This is a genomic window from Aquabacterium sp. (assembly GCF_050725395.1).
Lineage (GTDB): Bacteria > Pseudomonadota > Gammaproteobacteria > Burkholderiales > Burkholderiaceae_C > Aquabacterium.
In genome coordinates this window covers 1-18824 of record NZ_JBOHHL010000022.1, presented here as the reverse complement: position 1 = coordinate 18824, position 18824 = coordinate 1, and the positions used below count along the sequence as shown (strand labels likewise).

17 protein-coding genes and 1 pseudogene are annotated in these 18824 nt (G+C 57.3%); 9 read left to right on the top strand and 9 right to left on the bottom strand.

Annotated features, from left to right (window positions below; translation table 11 throughout):
* Nucleotides 1-5: 5 nt before the first annotated feature.
* Entirely contained in the window at nt 6-281 is a 276-nt protein-coding gene (locus tag ACREB4_RS13970) for a DnaJ domain-containing protein (RefSeq protein ID WP_431588835.1), read from the bottom strand.
* A gap of 125 nt (nt 282-406) precedes the next feature.
* On the opposite strand from ACREB4_RS13970, the gene ACREB4_RS13965 reads away from it, so the two are divergent.
* The 5 genes from ACREB4_RS13965 to ACREB4_RS13945 all read left to right on the top strand — a co-directional run bounded on the left by ACREB4_RS13965 (nt 407) and on the right by ACREB4_RS13945 (nt 5933).
* Nucleotides 407-922 carry a DUF1697 domain-containing protein gene (locus ACREB4_RS13965; protein WP_431588834.1) on the top strand — a complete coding sequence of 172 codons (516 nt, stop codon included), beginning with the start codon at nt 407-409 and terminating at the stop codon, nt 920-922.
* Nucleotides 923-992: 70 nt separating this feature from the next.
* A complete protein-coding gene (locus tag ACREB4_RS13960) occupies nt 993-1397 on the top strand; it encodes a response regulator (protein WP_431588833.1) in 405 nt (134 codons plus the stop codon).
* Nucleotides 1398-2317: 920 nt separating this feature from the next.
* Nucleotides 2318-3628 (top strand): ImmA/IrrE family metallo-endopeptidase, encoded by a 1311-nt coding sequence (locus ACREB4_RS13955; RefSeq protein WP_431588832.1) that lies wholly within the window; start codon nt 2318-2320, stop codon nt 3626-3628.
* 248 nt (nt 3629-3876) lie between these two features.
* Nucleotides 3877-5262 carry an adenylosuccinate synthetase gene (locus ACREB4_RS13950; protein WP_431588831.1) on the top strand — a complete coding sequence of 462 codons (1386 nt, stop codon included), beginning with the start codon at nt 3877-3879 and terminating at the stop codon, nt 5260-5262.
* Nucleotides 5263-5279: 17 nt separating this feature from the next.
* Nucleotides 5280-5933, top strand: coding sequence for a DUF7002 family protein (locus tag ACREB4_RS13945; protein WP_431588830.1), 654 nt, complete (start codon nt 5280-5282; stop codon nt 5931-5933).
* A gap of 31 nt (nt 5934-5964) precedes the next feature.
* Here ACREB4_RS13945 and ACREB4_RS13940 read toward each other — a convergent pair whose 3' ends face one another.
* Nucleotides 5965-6546 carry an NUDIX hydrolase gene (locus ACREB4_RS13940; RefSeq protein WP_431588829.1) on the bottom strand — a complete coding sequence of 194 codons (582 nt, stop codon included), beginning with the start codon at nt 6544-6546 and terminating at the stop codon, nt 5965-5967.
* A gap of 114 nt (nt 6547-6660) precedes the next feature.
* Here ACREB4_RS13940 and ACREB4_RS13935 point away from each other — a divergent pair, with 114 nt between their 5' ends.
* Nucleotides 6661-7230, top strand: a complete 570-nt coding sequence (locus tag ACREB4_RS13935) for an AAA family ATPase (RefSeq protein ID WP_431588828.1) — start codon at nt 6661-6663, stop codon at nt 7228-7230.
* A 157-nt stretch (nt 7231-7387) separates the two neighbouring features.
* On the opposite strand, the pseudogene ACREB4_RS13930 reads toward ACREB4_RS13935, so the two are convergent.
* Nucleotides 7388-7537, bottom strand: a pseudogene (locus ACREB4_RS13930) (integrase); the annotation flags it as partial.
* A 274-nt stretch (nt 7538-7811) separates the two neighbouring features.
* Between ACREB4_RS13930 and ACREB4_RS13925 the strand changes: the two are divergent.
* The gene (locus tag ACREB4_RS13925; protein ID WP_431588827.1) at nt 7812-8552 is read left to right on the top strand and encodes a DUF6602 domain-containing protein; all 741 of its coding nucleotides are present in this window, start codon (nt 7812-7814) and stop codon (nt 8550-8552) included.
* A gap of 140 nt (nt 8553-8692) precedes the next feature.
* Here ACREB4_RS13925 and ACREB4_RS13920 read toward each other — a convergent pair whose 3' ends face one another.
* From ACREB4_RS13920 to ACREB4_RS13905, 4 genes are read right to left on the bottom strand one after another with little or no spacing between them, the layout of a single operon-like run.
* Nucleotides 8693-10207: an SAVED domain-containing protein gene (locus ACREB4_RS13920; protein WP_431588826.1), complete on the bottom strand. Its 1515-nt coding sequence runs from the start codon at nt 10205-10207 to the stop codon at nt 8693-8695.
* A gap of 47 nt (nt 10208-10254) precedes the next feature.
* Nucleotides 10255-11187, bottom strand: coding sequence for an AAA family ATPase (locus ACREB4_RS13915; protein ID WP_431588825.1), 933 nt, complete (start codon nt 11185-11187; stop codon nt 10255-10257).
* A complete protein-coding gene (locus ACREB4_RS13910; protein WP_431588824.1) occupies nt 11187-11702 on the bottom strand; it encodes a hypothetical protein in 516 nt (171 codons plus the stop codon). Before ACREB4_RS13910 ends, ACREB4_RS13915 begins: the two co-directional genes overlap by 1 nt.
* 5 nt (nt 11703-11707) lie before the next feature.
* Entirely contained in the window at nt 11708-12673 is a 966-nt protein-coding gene (locus ACREB4_RS13905; protein WP_431588823.1) for a CBASS oligonucleotide cyclase, read from the bottom strand.
* Between the two features lie 162 nt (nt 12674-12835).
* Between ACREB4_RS13905 and ACREB4_RS13900 the strand changes: the two genes are divergently transcribed.
* Both ACREB4_RS13900 and ACREB4_RS13895 read left to right on the top strand, forming a co-directional pair.
* Nucleotides 12836-13159, top strand: a complete 324-nt coding sequence (locus ACREB4_RS13900; RefSeq protein WP_431588822.1) for a helix-turn-helix domain-containing protein — start codon at nt 12836-12838, stop codon at nt 13157-13159.
* Complete coding sequence (locus tag ACREB4_RS13895; RefSeq protein WP_431588883.1) at nt 13159-14022, top strand: ImmA/IrrE family metallo-endopeptidase; 864 nt, start codon at nt 13159-13161, stop codon at nt 14020-14022. Before ACREB4_RS13900 ends, ACREB4_RS13895 begins: the two co-directional genes overlap by 1 nt.
* Nucleotides 14023-14153: 131 nt before the next feature.
* Here the strand turns inward: ACREB4_RS13895 and ACREB4_RS13890 are convergent, their stop codons facing one another.
* Together ACREB4_RS13890 and ACREB4_RS13885 are read right to left on the bottom strand one after the other, a co-directional pair.
* Nucleotides 14154-15284, bottom strand: a complete 1131-nt coding sequence (locus ACREB4_RS13890; RefSeq protein WP_431588821.1) for a hypothetical protein — start codon at nt 15282-15284, stop codon at nt 14154-14156.
* A gap of 692 nt (nt 15285-15976) precedes the next feature.
* Nucleotides 15977-18824, bottom strand: a 2848-nt coding sequence (locus tag ACREB4_RS13885) for a CHAT domain-containing protein (protein ID WP_431588820.1), incomplete at its 5' end; no start/stop codon positions are given.

Here is an 18824-nt window from a genome sequence, read left to right as displayed (position 1 = left end):
CGGTCTCAAAGCAAGGCGCTGAAATAGTTTTGCCAGATGTCGCGGGCGGTCTCGATCGGGCTGTCGAGCAGGTTGCGGCGGCGGTTGTCGTCGTAGGCCTGGCGTTTGGCGGGGTCGGACAGGATCTCGTAGGCCTCCTGCACGGCGCGGAAGCGCTCGGCCGCGTCCACCGCGGCATTGCGGTCCGGATGGTAGGCGGAGGCCTTCTGGCGGAACGCCTTCTTGATGTCGGCCAGCGACGCGGCGCTGCCGAGCCCGAGGCTGGCGTAGTGGTCTTTCATGCGCCCTCCGGCTGCTGGTGCTGCTGATCCGCACGGTCTGTGCGAAAACCATCATTATTTCACCCGCGGCACCAACGCGCTGAACACTGGTGGCATGCCCGCGGAAGAACGTAATATCCAGGCCCATGACACGCTACGTTGCCTTCCTGCGCGGGGTCAGCCCGATGAACTGCAAGATGCCCGAGCTGAAGCGCTGCTTCGAGGCGGCCGGGTTCACCGACGTGAAAACGCTTTTGTCCAGCGGCAACGTGGCTTTCACGGCCAAGCCCGTGATCGTGCCGGTTCTGGAAAAGAAAATCGAAGAGGCGATGGCGGTCCACCTGGACAGGGTTTTCCAAACCATTGTCCGGCCATCCCTGTTCCTCCAGTCACTCATCGACGCCGACCCGTTTGCGGACGCCAGCCTGCCGGACCAAGCCAAACGCATCGTCACTTTCCTGCGTCGGCCTTGTGAAAGGCCGGTCGAGCTGCCCATCGAACGTGGTGAGGCCCGCATCCTGAAGCTGCAAGGCACCGAAGTGTTCTCGGCCTACGTTCCGAACGAGAAAGGCCCCGTGTTCATGGCCCTGCTGGAGCGCACCTTTGGCGCCGAGGTGACCACCCGCACGCTGGACACCGTCCGAAAGTGCGCGCGGGCCTGACACCGGCCTTCACCTCGTCGAAAGGGAGCGCCAATTGCCCGCGCTGGATGACAAGCGCCGAGGAGACGACATGGACAAATCAGACGGCAGGTGCCAGGTCTTGCTGGCCGAGGACAACCCGGTGAACATGGAACTCGCCAAGGCCGTGCTGGCCCTGGTGGACTGCGACGTGACCCCCGTGGAAGACGGTTTGCGCGCACTGGAAGCCTTCAAACAAAAGAAATTCCACTTGCTGCTCCTGGACTACCACATGCCGCTGATGGACGGCAGCGCCGTGGCCAGCGCTGTGCGGGCGTTTGAAGCGACCCAGCAGCTTGGTCCAACGTGGATCGTGGCCTTGACGGGCAGCGCCATGCCGGCGGAATACCAACGCTGCATGGACGCGGGCATGAACGAGGTTCTGACCAAGCCCATGGATGTCGGTCGCCTGAGGGACCTGGTGAGCGAGGTGTGCAAACGAGAACACGCGGCTTGAAAAACAAAAAGCCCCAGAATCACCAGTCGTTGATTCGACTGGGATTTTGGGGCTGATTGAGTTTGGCGGAGAGGGTGGGAGTCCCTCGTCTCGCTCGAAAAATGTATCTCAGCCCTTGGCGCATCAATGACTTGATGAAGCGCGGCAGTCGCCCGAAGCACTGCACTTGGACTTTTGGATTGGACGTCCAAGTGGATGCAACACTATAGCCTCGGAACTTTATAGCGCCAACTGCTGTGTTCGAAATTTTTGTCTGACAGGCCGTCGTTCCGTGTGCAGTTGCTGCACTGAGGTTTCTGCATATGGCTGCGGGATCCGAAGCAGTTTCAGCGACCGCTTTGCAGCGGCTGCCGGCATTCGCGACGACGCGCCGAGTTCACGGTTTGTCGTAGGAAGCAGTCTTCGGCTAACTTGACGGTCAGCCGGCTTGAATGACCGCAGTCGAAGGTTCTCCGATCGTCCATCTCGCCTGGTCATGGCTCGCCAAGTTGAGCCGGGGGGAATGTCCGCTGGTTGACGGGGCGAACTCACACTGCCGATCCAAAGCTGCCTTTGACGACCTTCGCCGTTGGATGGCAGGTCTACCCTGGAACCTGACGTGGGCTGGCGGCAAGCGCTGTCCTCGTAACAGCGAGAAAGCTATGGCGACGCGCACGTTCGCCGCAACAAGGTGGATCTTGGTGGTCCATCAGCCATGGAACTTGCCGATAGCTTGCGGCCCGCCTTTTTGGGCTTCCGTGTCATTTGGATGGCCGTCGCAGCAACGGGTGCGAGCATGCAGTATGACTGCTCCATCATGCGTGACCTCGAAGCTGCTGGGCTAACGCCCATGCGTTCAGGTATGCTAGTGTCAAACTGCCCAAGCCTGATTCAGAGACGCCAGCGGGTATCAAATAGACAGACACAGACAGACGTTTCGCATGCCGAAGAACTATCAGTGGACGAACCGGTCCGTACTAGGCTTTGCTGGCGGCGCTGACCCAGTTGCGACCATGGAGGCACGTGCACGGGCGCTCGCCCTTAAGGCAATGGACGAAGGCTGGAGCGGGCCACCTTTTGACCCTCTCCTCCTTGCACAGCGGCTCGGCCTAAATATCGAAGCGCATGGAGACATCCCTGATGCACGGTTGGTGCCGATTGATGGGAACCGATTAGTCCTGGAGTACAACCCCACCCGACCACGCGGAAGATTGCGATTCTCGATTGCGCATGAGATTGCGCACACACTGTTCGCTGATTGCGCGGACCAAGTGCGCCATCGCGGGGGAGATGCTGCGGCAGCGCGAGACAACTGGCAACTTGAAGTGCTCTGCAACATTGGTGCTGCAGAGTTGCTCATGCCTTCCGGTAGCTTCACCCAACTTGCTAGCCAAAATCTTTCCATCCAAAAGGTAATGGACATCCGCAAGCAGCACGACGTGTCCGTCGAAGCATGCCTTATTCGGCTCATCAAATTAGCACGAACACCTTGCGCAGCCTTTTGCGCCTCAACACACGAAGATGGCGGCTATAAAGTTGATTACGTCATCCCGGCTCTCGGGTATAACTGCCCGGTTACCGTAGGCCAGCATATTCCCAAGGGCAGTGCCGTATTGGAAGCTAATGCGATCGGATTCACAGCTGTTGGCACAGAGGAGTGGGTTACCGGTCAACCGCTACGTGTAGAGTGTGTAGGCCTAGCGCCTTACTCTGGCGGACTTGCACCAAGAGTTGTTGGGCTACTCATTGCGGCCGAAGGCACCAGATACCAGGCTCCAGAAATTATCGAAGTTGATGGCGATGCATTACTGCCACGAGGCACCGGCCCCCGATTGGTCGCTCACGTCGTTCCGAACACAAGCTCCATATGGGGTGGCAACGGCTTTGCGTCTCAGCTTCGTCGCCGGTTTCCGGATGTGTGGGTAAAGTTCAAGACCGAGACGGCAGCTCGGAATCGTCATCTGACTTTAGGCGAAGTGTTGGTAGGCCCAATGTGTGAAGGCGTTTGCGTGGCGCACATGGTGGCTCAGCGTGGAATCGGAGCATCCTCGACGCAGCGCTTACAGTATGCGGCCTTAGCTGAATGTTTGGCTATCGTACGCCAAAAGGCGGAGGAGCTTGGTGCCTCAGTTCACATGCCGCGCATAGGAACAGGGCACGGAGGCGCTAGTTGGGAAATCGTGAAAGAGCTGATTGCGGAAGAGCTTGTCGACAAGGGCGTCGCGACAACCGTTTACCGCTGGCCAGGGTAGATGCCATAAGACCACCAAGGGGGCAAATGAAACCACGCGTAGTAGTTTTATCAGGGAAGGTCTGCGCAGGAAAATCGACATTGGCCGCACACTTGCAAAGCAAAGCAAATGCGACGCTAGTGAAGTCGAAAGACCTCATAGTCGAATGGTTACGCAGTGCCGGTAAGAAGCCCGTCCAGCACGCCGGCCAAAAGCTAGACCGTGAAACAGGAGGACGGTGGGTAGCCGATGTGCTAAACAGGCGGCTCATGAGCAATGAGACCTTCGATCTTTTAGTGGTCGATGCTATTCGAATCCCTGGACAAGTCCATTTCCTTCGGCAAAGCGGTTGGGCTGTTACTCATGTTCACCTTGAGGCGACAGAGGAGACCTTGAGCAGGCGTCACGTTGGCCTAATAAGTGAAGAAAAGCCCCCCACTTACGCAGAGCTCGCCAAGAATTGGTCTTCGCGTCATGTCAAAGATCTTGCCAAGTTGGCTGACGTTGTCATTGATACCGATCGTTGTAGCGCTGAGGATGTGTTCGCCCGGGTAGTTGCTCGGTTACTACCTCGTCCTGTCATTGCCTCACCCAACATCGACATCCTTATCGGGGGGCAATACGGCAGCGAGGGAAAGGGCAATATTGCTCACTACCTTGCACCGGAGTATGACGTGCTGGTGCGAGTGGGCGGCCCAAACGCCGGACATCAAGTGTTTGTTGGCCGAGATGAAAAACCTTACACGTTCCGACAACTCCCATCAGGGCACCTAGGAAACCAAGATGCGAAGCTGGTAATCGGAGCTGGGGCAGTGGTTAGTCTTGAAGTCTTGCTTAAAGAAATCGGCGAACTGGCTATTCCTTATAACAAGCTAATCATTGACCATCAGGCCATGATCATTGATTCCACCGACATAGCTTGGGAAGAAAGGACTTTAAAGGGAGCAATTGGCTCAACAGCACAAGGAATTGGCCATGCTACCGCTCGCAAAATTCTTCATCGCACCCCCGACACTGACGTTCGACTTGCCAAGGACATTCCAGCCCTGAAGCGATATATCGGAGATACCGTTGAGTACTTTGCCAGTTGCCTATCACAAGGTAAGAAGATAATGCTTGAAGGTACCCAGGGTACCACTCTTAGCCTTCATCATGGACACTATCCCCATGTTACGTCACGTGCTACTACTGCTGCAGGTTGTTTGGCCGAGGCGGGTTTGGCTGCAAGGCATGTCAGGCGCGTCATGATGGTGTGTCGCACTTATCCAATTCGCGTTGGCGATTCAGTCGAAGGTAAGACATCTGGCTACATGAGCCAAGAGATCTCATTCGAAGATATTGCCAGCCGATCTGGCATTGCTCAGGACACATTGATTAACAAGGAAGTGGGCTCCGTTTCGGGACGCAAGCGCCGAGTCGCTGAATTTGATTGGGCGCAACTACGCCGCTCACTTCTGTTGAATGGTGGAACTGATATTGCGCTCACATTCACTGACTACATTGGCGTAAATAATCGCAAAGCGTATCGGTATGAGCAACTGACTGACGATACGCTGCGGTTTATTGAAGAGATGGAGAAAGTAAGTGGCGTGCCGGTGTCTCTCATCTCCACTGACTTTAGCGAGCGGAATATCATCGATCGACGCATGTGGTAGTCGGCAAAGGAAATTAGATGGAAGTTAAGGATCTCACAGAACGCTATCCACAGCTCTATCACATGGCAGAAAAGGACACTTGGCAGTCCATTAAGGCTCATGGGTTACTCAGTACTGCGGCTGTCTTGGATCGATATGGAGTCAAGGGGAAGCAACGGCTCGGCATCGAAGAAGGTCACCGGCCAGAGAAAATGCTTGTTGGCCCACCTGACACAGGAATTGTTCTTCGTGATCAGAAACCTATGCTTCCGTCACGCCTAGCAGATGCACTCATCGATGGTACAACGCCAGCACAATGGTACAAATTCTTGAACGGACGTGTTTTCATGTGGGCGCAGGAGACACGATTGTTCGGATTGCTCGGGGCTCGCCACTATCGAGACTTGGAACATGATGTGCTGACAATAGATTCCAAGGCACTCATGTCTGCGTATAGCGAAAAGGTGTGGCTATGCCGCATGAACTCTGGAAACACATGGCCGGTACCGCATTTGCGTGGAATGAATGATTTTCTACGCATCAAAGACTACCCAACCAAAAAATCTTCAGGCGCGCCGTTGAAAGAGGTTGTCGAGGTTGTCGTCGATTACAGCATCCCAGACATCGCTCAATACGTTACTGCAGTGCGCCGAATGAAGGGTAAGGAGGTCCTTGGAAATTTACCTTTATAGACGGGGCAGCGACTAAGACGCGGCTTGACAGCTAAGACGATGCGCTAATGCTCAATAGCTTTCTGTGCAGTAACTGGACCCTTCTATCTGATGACTTTGCCAGTTCGCCAACCGGAACCCAAGCGACTTCATGAACCTCTGAAAGCTGAGCGTGCAGGTGAGCATCGACTGGCGCTGTTGCGACGAACAAAAAATCATGATGCACATGCGCGCCTTCGCTCTTAGCTAATCGGGCTGGTACTTCATGGCTATCAACGTCAATTGGGATTTGGTTGGCTATCGTCCAGGGATGTGCTGTAGCACTAGCAACGCCCGTTTCCTCTTCAACTTCACGAAGAGCCGAATCAAAGAGATCGCCTGGCCCCTCATAGTGACCTCCCGGCGTCAGCCACTTGCCGAGGAAAGCATGCTTAATGAGCAATATCTCCTGTCCATTTTTGCTGAGAACAGCCGCGCTAGAGGTGATGTGCCCTGCCATGTTTGAACGCAAAAAAATATCTCGGTCGGCCTGCAATTGTTCTTGCAGCGATTGACATCGCGACCATTCACCAGGGAAATGACGCAAATAGCGTGAGAGTAGCTCATGCGAGTGCTGCTGGATATGTGTCATCATGCCTAACTAGTAGCCTAGAAGGTCGAACGCCGATGCATGTGGTGGAGCAACTGAATTGGCCTGCTCTCTTCGTAGCTGACGAAAGCACATTATCCATGTCTTGGAGAACCGTCAATGGCAAAGCTTGAAGCACTTGTACTTCTGAGCGGACCGATTGCAGTGGGGAAGACTAGCGTTCGAGATGAGCTTCTTTCTACATATGGCTTTGACTATGTTCGTTCAAGTGCGTTCTTAAAAGCACTTGCGGAGGAGCAGGGACAAAGCGACCAACGCGCTAGCCTTCAAGACTTGGGCGATAGACTTGATCTTGAGACCGACTACCGCTGGGTTTTGGACAACGTAGCTCGACCTGGAATTGCCGCATCTCCAGACCAGAAGCATTGGTTAGTGGATGCGGTCAGAAAAAAGCGCCAAGTTGAACATTTTCGGGAAGCCTATGGCGCACGAGTACTTCATGTCCATTTAGATGCGCCCGAAATTGTTTTGCAGCAGCGATACGCATCAAGATCCAGCTCTATTCGTGATCTCACCCCATACCAATCTGCCGTTCAACATGAGAACGAAGTTGCCTCGCGTAGCCTCATAGAAATTGCAGACCATGTATTTGATACGAGTGCATTGACATCACAAGAAATCGCCGAGGCAATTGTTAAGAAGTTGACGACCTTATCACGTCGCCGCTGACATACCGTAGATGCTTCCGCGCGATGAAGTGTCTGCAAGCAGACGCCCGCGAAGGCCGCTAATGGCCGGGAGTGTCAGTCTGGACCCGTACCTAACGGCAGTCGTTCGCGTACTGCCGCCCCAGCCGTCTGCCGGGGCGGCCCCTCCTTCCAGGCGATCAGATCTCGGTCTGCTCAGAGATCTCCAGGGCATCGTCGACCTCGATGCCGAGGTACCTCACCGTCGATTCCAGCTTGGAGTGCCCGAGGAGCAGCTGAACAGCACGCAGGTTCTTGGTTCGACGGTAGATGAGCGGACATGTCTGTCTTCCGATATGGAGCATGTTGCTCACAGTGTTGGACCTAGTGACCACAAGGCGCCGGAACCGGTGCTCAACACAGTTCAAACTGAGTGATCAGCAGCGGCCGAAGAATGCAATCGACTAGGCTGTCGCTCACCAGTGACGGTTTTGGAGTGCTTTGAGGGCCGCTTGCGAGTTCATGTATCGTCTAGAAGATTTAAGAATCTCGACTGCATAGCGTAGCACCCTGCGATGCTTGTAAGCACTGAATCAATCAACACAGAATCAGGAGATATCTTCAATGAATCTGGAGCAGCACTTCCGCTCTCTATCAGGTGAGTTGGGAGCATTGAAGAGCCGTGTTCGTCACATGATTCAAGATGCACACTGGCCCACTGATGGTGAATGGAAAGAGTCTGTCTTGCGCTCCATAATTCGAAGGTCGGCCCCATCAACTGTTTCCGTGGGGCGCGGATTCGTTGTTACGCGGGATGGATCATCAAGTCAAATTGACGTTCTCATTTACGACAATGCATATCCTGTTTTATATCGAGACGGGGATTTAGTATTCATAGCACCGGCAGCTTGTTTGGCCGCTATCGAGGTCAAGTCTCGACTGACGTCGGCATCGTTTGGCCAAGCTTGCGCGCACTTAGCCGATGCCGCAGAGTTCATTCGCCGTGGACGAGGAGGATCTCGAGCGTTTGTAGGATTGTTCTCTTACGAAAGCCGTGTTACACCCGACAGCGCTTTGAGAGCGCTTGCAACGGCTGCTCAGCGGAGCCATTACCGCATCATTGACCACGTAGCTTTAGGAGACGACCACTTCTTCAAGTGGTGGTCAACCACTCCGACGATTCCAAGGCGTGACCGCCAAGCTTGGCACGCATATGCACTTCCTGAAATGGCTGCGGGCTATTTTCTACACAACCTACTACTGCACCTTGGTCCCGACGTGCTCAATGACGACGATAGCGCTTGGTTTCCCGAGCAATCGAAAGAAGCGCGAGTGGTCGGTGAGCACCTATTGGCTGATACATAGGTGCGGTGTTGCCGACATGGCCTCTGGAAGCTAAGGCAGAGTCCGTCCACGAAGGCGAGAATCTAAAAACCAATTCAACTTTAGGGAAGATGAGATGAAGGATTCCAAAGAAGGCAATGAGGTAGCGGTAGCTACGCACATCAGATGGGCAGTGTCAAAGACGGCCGATAACCCCCGCCGTTCGCGCCTTCGAAGTCGTATTCGTACAGCGTGGTCTTGCCGAGAGCAGGCTGCCGCTGTCCCAGGAAAAACGTGAAAGCATTGGGCGCTGCGATGAAGAGATGCAACGGCGGCCTGCTTATGTGCCGCTGCTGGTTGATCTGCAGTGCCAGTGTCTCTGCCAGATCGAACGCGTGTTGACCGCAAACGACGGATTTCGCGCCGGCGCCGCACGTAGGGCGCGCGATCAGCAACGAACCCACTTGGGGCAGCGAAGCGGCGATGTGTGCCTTCACGGCCAGGACCGCGTCGTGAGTCAGACACACGGCGACAGCCATGTCTCCGTTGGATTCGATCAAGTGTTCCACATCAAACTGCCATCCTGGCCAAGACAGATCGCGCGGCATGTCGTTCGAGTGCCAGACATTTCGATGAATGGTTCTTTGCTCGATCTCGACGTTGCGACCGGACTTGATGTTCAGCACCGACCCTGCAGCGAAGGCCAGCGTGATATGCGCGTCAAGAATCAGTCGGAGATGTTGGTTGCCAGTCGCCGCAGTCTGCAGAAAACCCTTGAGCTTGGGATAGAGCGTTCTTGTCCAGTCGGCTTGGTCACGGATGGCTCGCTCATCAAAGTGCGGGATGAGATCCAGCACTACCGTGCAACGATCCTCAAGCCGGTCGAAGGGATGCTCGAATGATTTCACGCCGAACACCACATGGGCTCGGCCGTCACTATCCAACAACCCCTCACGCTTGCAGGCTTCGCGAAACGTTTGCCGGTTGAAGTCCAGTCTGCCCTGCGCAAGCCATTGAAATGCGATGTCGTCGTACACGAAGCTGCTCTCGCTTACGGGGATGCGGCGCAAACCACGGTTCTCGAACAGCAGGTCCAGGTTGTCCCGATGATCCTCAAGTGACGTGGAATCTGTGTCCAGTGACAGCGTCCGCGCCAACAGCAAGAGTTCCTGATCGTCAATGCCCAGGTGTTCACGCCAGAGCTTTCTGACCTTGCCAGCCGCAGAGCGGTCTGTTGTTCCGTCGAACAAGTCCTTCAAGCGCAACGTCTTCGACTTCTGATTGATGTAGCCGCGCAGCGGGTCGGACTGAGCGATGCGCCAGTTGGTGAGCAGTTTGAACCGAGCACCGATTCCGTCGGGGGCATGCGCCACCTGAGCGGCACGGGCACGCTGCAGCAGCGAAAACTTGTTGGCATTGATCCATTCCGGCTCCACCAAGTCAGCATGGCCGAAGTCGTTTACTGAGACGTGCCACTTGCACTGGATGTGTTCCCGCAAGATCGGCTGCCCCTCATGGTCGCTCGGCGCGCGGTCGGCGGCATAGGCCACCCACACATCGTCAAAACCCTTAGGCCCCGACTCGAATCCCACCTGCTCAACCGGGCTCTTCGGGTCCAGCAGGCAAGCCGCCTTGCGCCAGAAGATTCTGGCCTGAAAGGCATCCCCGTCTCTGCGGACAGCAACGGCTTGGGTCATGATGATCCTTTGTCAGTTCGGATGGGGTCGCGTCTCGGCTACCAGGTTCACGAATCGCGAAACGGCGGCGTCGGCAGGATCGACCGGGCCAGTTCAATGGCGCGCGAGGGCTTGATGGGGCCGTCCGGGTAGGCGTCCAGCACGATGGCCGGCAGCAACCTTTGCGTGATGTCCGAATACGTGAATCCGTAGGCGCGCTTGGGCTGCTCGCCCGTCGCTACCACCAGCGCCTGCAGATCAGCCTCGCAGAATCCGGCACTTCTCAAACGGCGGGAAAGCACTTCGTGCCGTTGCTCGGCGCTGGGTCGCTCGAACACCAGGATGTCCGCTGCACGGCGACGCACGGCCGGGTCCAGCGCATTCAATCGATTGGTGCACATCAGCACCACGGCAGGAAGCCCCCCGTTCGCAAAGCGATCGATGCCGCGGATGAAGGCATTCACGCCGGCCCGGTCCTCATGGTGCATCTGGTCGGATTCACGTGACTGTGCCAAGGCGTCGGCTTCATCGACCAGCAAGATGACGCCGCCGCGTGCAGCGCCCTTGGCCGACTTGAATTTGCTCGCCTCGTGGAACGCGTGCTCGAACGCGGAAGAAACCAGTTGGGTCATCTCGCCGACGCGGCCTTGGCCGCGCGACGAAAGGCTCAACGGCAACAGCGTGATGTCGATGTCCTCCTGCCGCGCGACCTTGTCACCGATGGTCTCTGCCAGCTCCGTCTTGCCTGAGCCCACATCGCCCGAAAGAACGACCAACGGCGGGCGGCGAATGACAGCATCGAGCAGAGCGCTGGCATCGGCATGATGCTTGTCCTGCCACTTCCGCAGCCCTGTCGGATTGATCAGCACGCCCAGCACGCTCGCCAGGCGCTTGATCTTGTCGTCCATGCCCACCAGGCGCGCGAGGCGGCCTTGGGCGTCGGGATCGGGCAATGTCGTCGGACGCTCGAACAGGCCTTGGAGGTTGGATTGCTGGCTCATCAATAGCTCCTCACGCTGGCGCGGCCGAGCGACCGGCCGCCAGATGCATAGGTCTTGTCGTCGGCAAAGTAGCCGTTGCTGACGGCAGACTGCGACCCGCTCACGCGCTGCAACGGCAACTGGCCCTTGACCGCCGCACGTTGATCCGCAGTCAAGGCGTCCCATGCTGCGCTGTACGTCAAGTAGCTGTGAAACTGCGCGCCACTGATGTCTTTGCCAGGCGGTATACGGCCGGGATCGTCGTCCGCGTCGCTGTTCGCCAGTTCACTGGCCGTGTATCGCAAAGTCGGTTCGATCCACAGGTCGTTGCGCTGGAAGCCGTAGGTAACGGTGCCCAGGTAACCCTGGCGCAGCAGTTCGGTGACCTCGCCTTCAAACTCGCCGATGCGTTCGTCGGTGATATGCCCATACAAACGCTGCAAACGCTTGAGGTCAGCCGCCACCTTGGCGGCGAGGTGGCGCGCATGGGTCAGTGTGAAGGTCTTGGTTTCAGTCGCAGTGAAGCTGTAGCTCATGATGTTCAACCTTGGAAAGAAGGGCCGAAAACTTTCTGCCAGTAGTACACCGTCAGCTCCTTGTTCGGTGCTGCCAGAGCAGAGTCGATGGCATCGCCTGCATCTAGAGCGGCCTCCACGATGTCATCGGCGTTCTCGGCGGTGTACAGCCGCGCCACGTTGTTGCTCGCATTGATCGGGTCGATGATCTGGACTGGGTCGTCGAGCTTGGCGACGCTCGACGCCTTGTAGTGGTCCTCGAAGACAATGCGTTCGCGGAGGCCGGACTTCGCCACGTAGGTGAAGAACGACTGCAGCGCTTCGGGGTAGTCCGAGAAATCCACGCCGTCGTCGCACAGCTTGGCCAGGATCATCTCGATCATGAAGGACTTGAATCGGAAGCCGTCACGCTCCTGCTTCATGCGTCGAGCCCAAAATTTCACCAGGCGCACGACCTGCGCGAAGTGATTTGGCTGGGCCTGCTTGCGCTTCTTGGCGAAGTCAAGATGCAGCGGGATGCTGGTCTCCAGGAAGGAGCCGTCATCCTGGCTGATCAGATCGCCGCGCCAGTCTGGCAGGCCAGCGTACAGGACTGGCACGACGTCCACATCCAGCCCAGTCCCGCGAAACGACACCGTGACGGAGTAGGTCTGCGCCTTGACTTGGTCCGGGCTGAAGTTGGGGAACGCCTTGCGCAGCCGCTCGGCCAGATAGTCCAGAAGTGCCCGCGTGTCGTGCGGTGCATCCGAGCCGCTGACGTAGACGGCCATGTCGATATCGTTGAGCGAGCGCAGCGCCGTGCCCTTCGCCAAACTGCCGGACAACTGGATTCGCTTCAGCGAAAAATCGGGGTGCTCGGACAGGTAGCCCTCCAACTTCTCGCGCAACCGTCGTGCCTGCGCACGGTATTCGTCGGCCTTGTCTTTGGGCAGATTGACCTTATCTTCAGCGAACCGCACGAGGTCGCGATGGTCGATATGAGTACGGGACATCTGAATGGCTCCTTCTGGCGCAGCGGCTCGGGTCAGCGAGTCATGACAAAAAGTTCGGAATCGTGAACATTACCGGATGGTACACCTGTTTTCTTGGAAGTCAAATAAAAAGTTCGGTATCGTGATACTCTCGATCCATCACACTTGGACTGGAGACGGACCATGGCAACACGTCTCGGCGAGAAGTTGCGCGAACTGCGCAAGCAGCGTGGACTGACGCTTGATAAGCTGGCTGAGCTGGCTGGGCTCAGCAAAAGCTACCTTTGGGAGCTTGAGAACCGGGAATCGCAGCGGCCGTCGGCTGAGAAGCTCACGGCTCTGGCGGACGCGCTCGGCGTCGCGGCTGCCTATTTCCTTGAAGAGGACGTTCGCGCTCCGGAAGAGCGCCATCTGGACGAGGCTTTTTTTCGCGGCTACCAAAAGCTTGAGCCGGACGCGAAAGAGCAACTTCGCAAGATACTGGACACCTTCAAGAAGAGCCCGTGATGACGGAGGTCTGGACGCCGCAGCGCGCAGCCAATCGGCTGGCGAAATTGGCCGAGGTGTTCAGCGCTGCGCATGGTGTGGATCGTTTTCCAGTGGATGTGCCGCCCCTAGCGATGGAGACAGCGCGCATCTTTGGCTGGAGCGATCCGATCACCCAGGTGCAGGCCGCCAACATCAAGGGGTTTGACGGTGCTTTGTTCCCCGGTGACGGACGCAAGGAGTGGCTGCTGCTGTACAACGAAGCAGTCTCTTCACCAGGCCGTGTGCGCTTCACGCAGGCGCACGAGCTCGGGCACTACATCCTGCATCGGCAGGCCCGGGAGTCGTTCCAGTGCAGCGACGCCGACATGGTGAACTGGTCGCAGGATGACAAGGACATTGAGGGGCAAGCCGATTTGTTTGCTTCGTACTTGTTGATGCCACTTGACGACTACCGCAAGCAGGTCACTACCGCCGTCGATCTGGACTTGCTGGGCCACTGTGCAGATCGTTACGGGGTGTCTTTGACGGCGGCGATTTTGAAATGGCTGCAGTACACGGACGAGAAGGCTGTCCTGGTGATGTCCAGGGACGGCTTCATGAACTGGGCTTGGTCGAGCGAACCTGCGAGCAAAGCCGGCGCGTTCTTCCGCACGCGCAGCAACGTCATCCCTGTACCGGACGGCTCGCTCGCCGCGAACGCTGAGATTAAGGACGACCGGGCGGGCACCCAGATTCCAGCTTCGGTATGGTTTCCGCATGCCAGCGCCGATGCGTCGCTTCGCGAGATGAAGATCCATGCCGAGCAATATGGCGCTGTCTTGACGCTGCTGCATCTGCCGCGCTCCGCAAATGTTTGGCCGCCCTGGGCCGGCGAGGGCTAGCGGCAAGCGGTTCTCTTATGCCCAAAGTGGCAACCCAATACGGCGCCAGACCAATGCCAGCATCGACACCGATCATGCGCTTGAGATAAGGCATCGTCGTTATGGTGCTACTGATGCACGCGAATCGCTGATCAGTTGGCCAGCGGCGGGGCACCGTACTTAGCTCGCAACTCCACGTCCATGGCGATCCGCTCGGCCTTGATGTCGATCTCGTCCGGAACTTGGATGTTCAGCTCCTGCAATTTTTTGAGCGCAGCCCAGGCTTCGTAGTCGTGAAAGGGGTTCAACCCCATCACGTTGCCGAGCTGCGGATCTGCAGCCCCCACCGCCGGCGAGATCCTTGCAAAGTCCGAGATCGCCTTGCCGATGTCCCAGTCTCGCCCGAACAGCAGCAACGCTGAGAAGGCGAGCACGCTGCTCGCCCCAGCGTCCTTGACAGCCTTCAACGGGGGATGGGTATGGGCGATGAACTCCGACAAGGTCTGGGTCGTCCTGTACTCGGAGGCCAGCACAGTGGTGTTGAAAACGGGCCTGCCAGCGTAGCGTCTGGCCAGGCTCTCAGCCCGTTTCCCGACCTCGCCGAGCATGGGAATCCGAACATCCCACAACTTGCGCATGTTCGCTACGTGCTGGGGGTAGCGGTCCTGGACCAGGCGAGCTGCCTGAGCCTGCCAGTCGAAGTTGGGCAGCGCCGCGATCTCTGGAGTGATCTCTACATCCGGCGGCAAGGCCCCGCGAGCGTGAAATTCGTTCTGCTGCAGGGCAGAGATCCAAGAATACGTTCGCGGGTCCAAGGAGACCACGAACATCGATTCGACCTTCTTGTTGAAAAACCAATCACGCATTGAGCGGATCGAACCTTGGCTGAAGATTCCCATCTCGATGCCCGTGCACACCAGATTCCTCACCGCTCGCGTCAGGTTCGACTTCGCCTCACCGAAAGCCACTAGGGTCTCGGGCACGGCATTCGCCTTTTCTGGGTTGGCGTAGTCGCAAACGGGATGGTGACCTGGCGTCGTGAACCTGAAGAATGACTGCCTTCTGGGCTTGCCGGATTTGTCGGCGACGGCCGCACGCACGACCTCGGCACCTATCACCGAGCAGTCTGGGCACTTGAGATCAGTACGAAGTTGGGTACGCCATGCATCTGGAATTTTTTCAACAGACGCGTAGGCCTGGCCAGTTTCTGCACCGAGCTTCTCCAGAATTTGGTCAACGTCGAACTCCCCGACGCGGGTAATCGAGAAGGCTGTTAGCGGCATGGATTCTCCCTTCGAGGTAAATCTTAGCTCGACAAAAAAATAGATGATCGCCGTTGGCGTTAATGGTGAACCTGGAAATGGCTCTGCTAGGCCAAATGTTCGGTGCAGGGAGGGATGCCGATGACTGCGCCCGGTGATGCTTCATCCGAAGGCCAGCGCCGATAGGGACGGCTATTGTCCCTTGTCTTCACCTGGCATCAGCCACCCTGGGAATCAGCCGGCTGTGCAAGTGCAGTGGATCTCTCTGTCCACTGTACTTCTGTCAGCTATGTGTATTCCACGCGTCATGACCACTCCGTCCGGCACCGCGATCAGCCAGTCCGGTTCTCATGAGCTCCGGATTAGTTGAGGACAACACCTCGAAGCGGCGGAAGCAAACGACTCAAAGCAGTCATTGAGGCGCTCTCTCCTAATGACCGATCTGCAGCGTGTTCCGTCCGTCGCCACGAACAGCCGAACGGCTGCTGTCGGCCACAAGCAGCCGTAGCTCTATGCGTCGCAAAGCAGTCGGACATGCCTTCATCTTGTCCTTCCTAAGGGCCGGTCTGAGTAGACGAGCAATGAGCGTCATGGCCCCACGTTGACACTTCCGCGAGATATCGGAACGATGCTTGGTCGCTAGGTGGAAGCTGGTGCAGCCGATTGCCTGACCACCCTTGCTACCGAGGGCCACCCGCCGTCAAGTGGTCTTGTCAGTCGAACCCCGTGGTGGTGAGGACATATGGCGCCCAATTTGCCGGATGGGCAAGCCAGTCGGAGTCCCGCTCTGACGCCCCGAGTAGTCCAAGAGCGGCGGTACGGAGGGCTGTGGCCACGGATCTAGGTGAACCGGGATCGATCCCAGTCGCATATGCCTGACCAAAAAAGCCTGAGGCACTCGCGTCGAGGCTCTCCCACAGGGTGGATATTGTTGATCGGACACCATTTCTTAGGAGCATGACAGTGAATCCTTCTACGTCCACATCGGCGCGCGCGGTTCCACAAGCCGACAACACTACAAGTGCTGGTGGGTTCCTGTTGGCCACAAGCTGATCGCGAAGTTCTCGCAGGCTTACGGGGCGATCGGCAAGCAGCAAAGTCGATAATTCTTCGTCGGTTGCGTTGAAGGTGGCATGCGAGGCTAGGTGTACCAATCGGAGTGTGCCGGTTGGAAGCGCAAACTCGTTCAGCAGTGTTTCCGCCGTACATGCATCTCCAACAAAGATGGCAACTTCCTCGAATCGAGTCTGGCTAGCCAGGGCTGCATGTACGGCTCTCGCTTCGAGCGTTGCTCCTGGAAGTGCGAATCCACCGTCACTCGCCAATACTGCAGCGCGCGAGCCGCCCAAACATCGCGCAACACTGGACCACTCTGGAGGAGAGGCGTGCGCATGTCGGACGAGATGGACTAGCGTGGACGACTGACACAGGTATCGTTCGCCGTCGAATAGCATTGAGAACGGAACTGCGTTGAGGGGCTTGTCGAGTTCAAGATATAGGACGGGAGGCAGATGCCTCAGTGCGTCAATCACCGGTCCGATCAATAGATCATGCAGACGCGCCGCTACGGTGCGTATTGCTGCGACCGGGGCGACTGGATGAGCTCGGCACTGTTGTCGTATCTCAAACACCAGGATGTTTAGATCCTCCCTTGAGACCGAGACGATTCGGTGATGGTATTCCCCTTCGTGAACGATGCTGACTAGAAGCTCTGTATCGCTGGCGACGTATCGAATTAGAGCTGCGTCGGCGTGCATGCCGGTACTAAGCCGACGCGCCAACGCAGCTTGATCAAAATTCGATACGCTGGCCACGAAGCTTGACCGGAGGGCAGAATCAATCTGCGCAAACGCAATGGCCATCCCCGCGGCATCGAAGTCATTGCCCCCCTCCGCAGAGCCGCCCGAGGCGCCGAGTGCCACCGAGCGCACGTATTGCAGAACGTCGCGTTCAAGGCTTGTCAACGAAGCCAGCGCATCCACAGCCGAGCGCGATAGCGAGTGCCGCGTAACGTGTTCGTAAGCCGTCGACTGCATCAAATCGAAGACTTGCTCGGCTTCGTTGAACCGGCCAAGACCGCTGAGCAAGCCGATTAAAGTTCGGTGCACGGAAGTGCGCGCACCGACAAACAAGCGTGCGTGTGGGCCCGACGTATCGGGCAAGGCTGAATGATGCACAGAGGCAACGGCTAGCTTGGCGAAAAACGCAGCGGCATACGACAAACCCACAGCGCTCAAGGCTTCCGCGTACTTCAGAGGGGTGTCGTAGTCGAAACCGACCAGTGTCTCCCATGTCAGGTCAAAGCCTGCCTGACCATGGCCGAAGCGTAATGCGTGTGCGAAATGTTCATGGCCCTTTTCAATCGCGCCAAGTCTGAACTGCGTGATACCACTGCAAGACCAGACTCTTGCTTCATGGAAGGTACGGTGCCCGCTGCCTTGAAAGCAGGCAATCGCGTGCTCGAATGCCATGGCCGCGGCCCCAAACGTTGCGTGTGCGCTGGGATTCGGCTCGTCCATGGACTTGCCTATGTTGTAGTGCGCGTAGCCGATACCGGCGTATGCGTGGCCCAGCTGGAACAAGACACGCGTGTCGGTTAACCAGTCGCTTGGGGTTGTGTTGATCAGTGCCTCGAAGACAGATCTGGCCGCGTCGTTCCATTCCCCGTGCAACAGCGCATTTCCGAAGTTATTCCGCACGATGCAGAGATCTTCTCGCGAAAGATCATGCCCTTCGGTCTCTTGGATGATGTGCATAGTCGCTGCCATGGACAGCACCCCAAGACTGCCATGCCCGCAGCGATCTAGAGCGTGGACCATGCCGTCGAACTCCACCAACCGAGTCGACGGGTCCTTGTTCTCGCTGATATCCATCAAAGCACGTACCGTGACCTGGAACAGCTTCGGTCTTGCCTCATCAGGAAGGCGGAATGCCGAGGAACAGATGGCGCCGACCCAGGCAAGGAATACCTGGAGAGGTGTAGCCTTGTAGAAGTCACCGACCAACAGTTGCGCCTTTTCCAGTCGGAGCAAGGCGGGCAGAGTGAGCCCATTCATCGAAAGGCAGTAGGCATCGAGGCGGGTGGCCAGGTCGGCGGCACGGCCAGTGACGCCGTGCGTTTCGGCGCATTGCGCAGCCGCCTTCAGCAAAGTGCCGACTCTGCGTTCGCGGCCTACTTCGTCAGCCGCTACCGCAAGTTGCAAGTACGTATCAGTCAGCGCCGACGGATTGTCGGCTAGGCGTTGTCTTAGACGCCATTCGCGCTTGAAGGCGGCATGGGAGAACTCAGGATGTTCGTGCCCAAGAAAATAGATGCCCACTGCGTGCAGCGCGTCAGCCTGTTGTTCGAGCTCGAACAGCAGGCTGGAGAACCACATTAGGAATCCGTAAATGCTGCTTGCGCTTGCCGATCCGGCACTATCCCGAAGGAAGCCTAAAAGTTCCCCGCAGACTTCACCGAACGCGCTGAGCGACGATTCATACCCCTGAGAGCGGTACAGCGTAGCTCGCAGGCGGAAGTCTTCATAGCTTTCATGCGCCTTCCCCCCCGCATAGGCCGGG

What these genes read in the sequence shown, in the direction of transcription:
- ACREB4_RS13970 (WP_431588835.1), bottom strand. Translation starts at nt 281, where the DNA reads ATGAAAGACCACTACGCCAGCCTCGGGCTCGGCAGCGCCGCGTCGCTG.
- ACREB4_RS13965 (WP_431588834.1), top strand. Translation starts at nt 407, where the DNA reads ATGACACGCTACGTTGCCTTCCTGCGCGGGGTCAGCCCGATGAACTGC.
- ACREB4_RS13960 (WP_431588833.1), top strand. Translation starts at nt 993, where the DNA reads ATGGACAAATCAGACGGCAGGTGCCAGGTCTTGCTGGCCGAGGACAAC.
- ACREB4_RS13955 (WP_431588832.1), top strand. Translation starts at nt 2,318, where the DNA reads ATGCCGAAGAACTATCAGTGGACGAACCGGTCCGTACTAGGCTTTGCT.
- ACREB4_RS13950 (WP_431588831.1), top strand. Translation starts at nt 3,877, where the DNA reads ATGAGCAATGAGACCTTCGATCTTTTAGTGGTCGATGCTATTCGAATC.
- ACREB4_RS13945 (WP_431588830.1), top strand. Translation starts at nt 5,280, where the DNA reads ATGGAAGTTAAGGATCTCACAGAACGCTATCCACAGCTCTATCACATG.
- ACREB4_RS13940 (WP_431588829.1), bottom strand. Translation starts at nt 6,546, where the DNA reads ATGATGACACATATCCAGCAGCACTCGCATGAGCTACTCTCACGCTAT.
- ACREB4_RS13935 (WP_431588828.1), top strand. Translation starts at nt 6,661, where the DNA reads ATGGCAAAGCTTGAAGCACTTGTACTTCTGAGCGGACCGATTGCAGTG.
- ACREB4_RS13925 (WP_431588827.1), top strand. Translation starts at nt 7,812, where the DNA reads ATGAATCTGGAGCAGCACTTCCGCTCTCTATCAGGTGAGTTGGGAGCA.
- ACREB4_RS13920 (WP_431588826.1), bottom strand. Translation starts at nt 10,207, where the DNA reads ATGACCCAAGCCGTTGCTGTCCGCAGAGACGGGGATGCCTTTCAGGCC.
- ACREB4_RS13915 (WP_431588825.1), bottom strand. Translation starts at nt 11,187, where the DNA reads ATGAGCCAGCAATCCAACCTCCAAGGCCTGTTCGAGCGTCCGACGACA.
- ACREB4_RS13910 (WP_431588824.1), bottom strand. Translation starts at nt 11,702, where the DNA reads ATGAGCTACAGCTTCACTGCGACTGAAACCAAGACCTTCACACTGACC.
- ACREB4_RS13905 (WP_431588823.1), bottom strand. Translation starts at nt 12,673, where the DNA reads ATGTCCCGTACTCATATCGACCATCGCGACCTCGTGCGGTTCGCTGAA.
- ACREB4_RS13900 (WP_431588822.1), top strand. Translation starts at nt 12,836, where the DNA reads ATGGCAACACGTCTCGGCGAGAAGTTGCGCGAACTGCGCAAGCAGCGT.
- ACREB4_RS13895 (WP_431588883.1), top strand. Translation starts at nt 13,159, where the DNA reads ATGACGGAGGTCTGGACGCCGCAGCGCGCAGCCAATCGGCTGGCGAAA.
- ACREB4_RS13890 (WP_431588821.1), bottom strand. Translation starts at nt 15,284, where the DNA reads ATGCCGCTAACAGCCTTCTCGATTACCCGCGTCGGGGAGTTCGACGTT.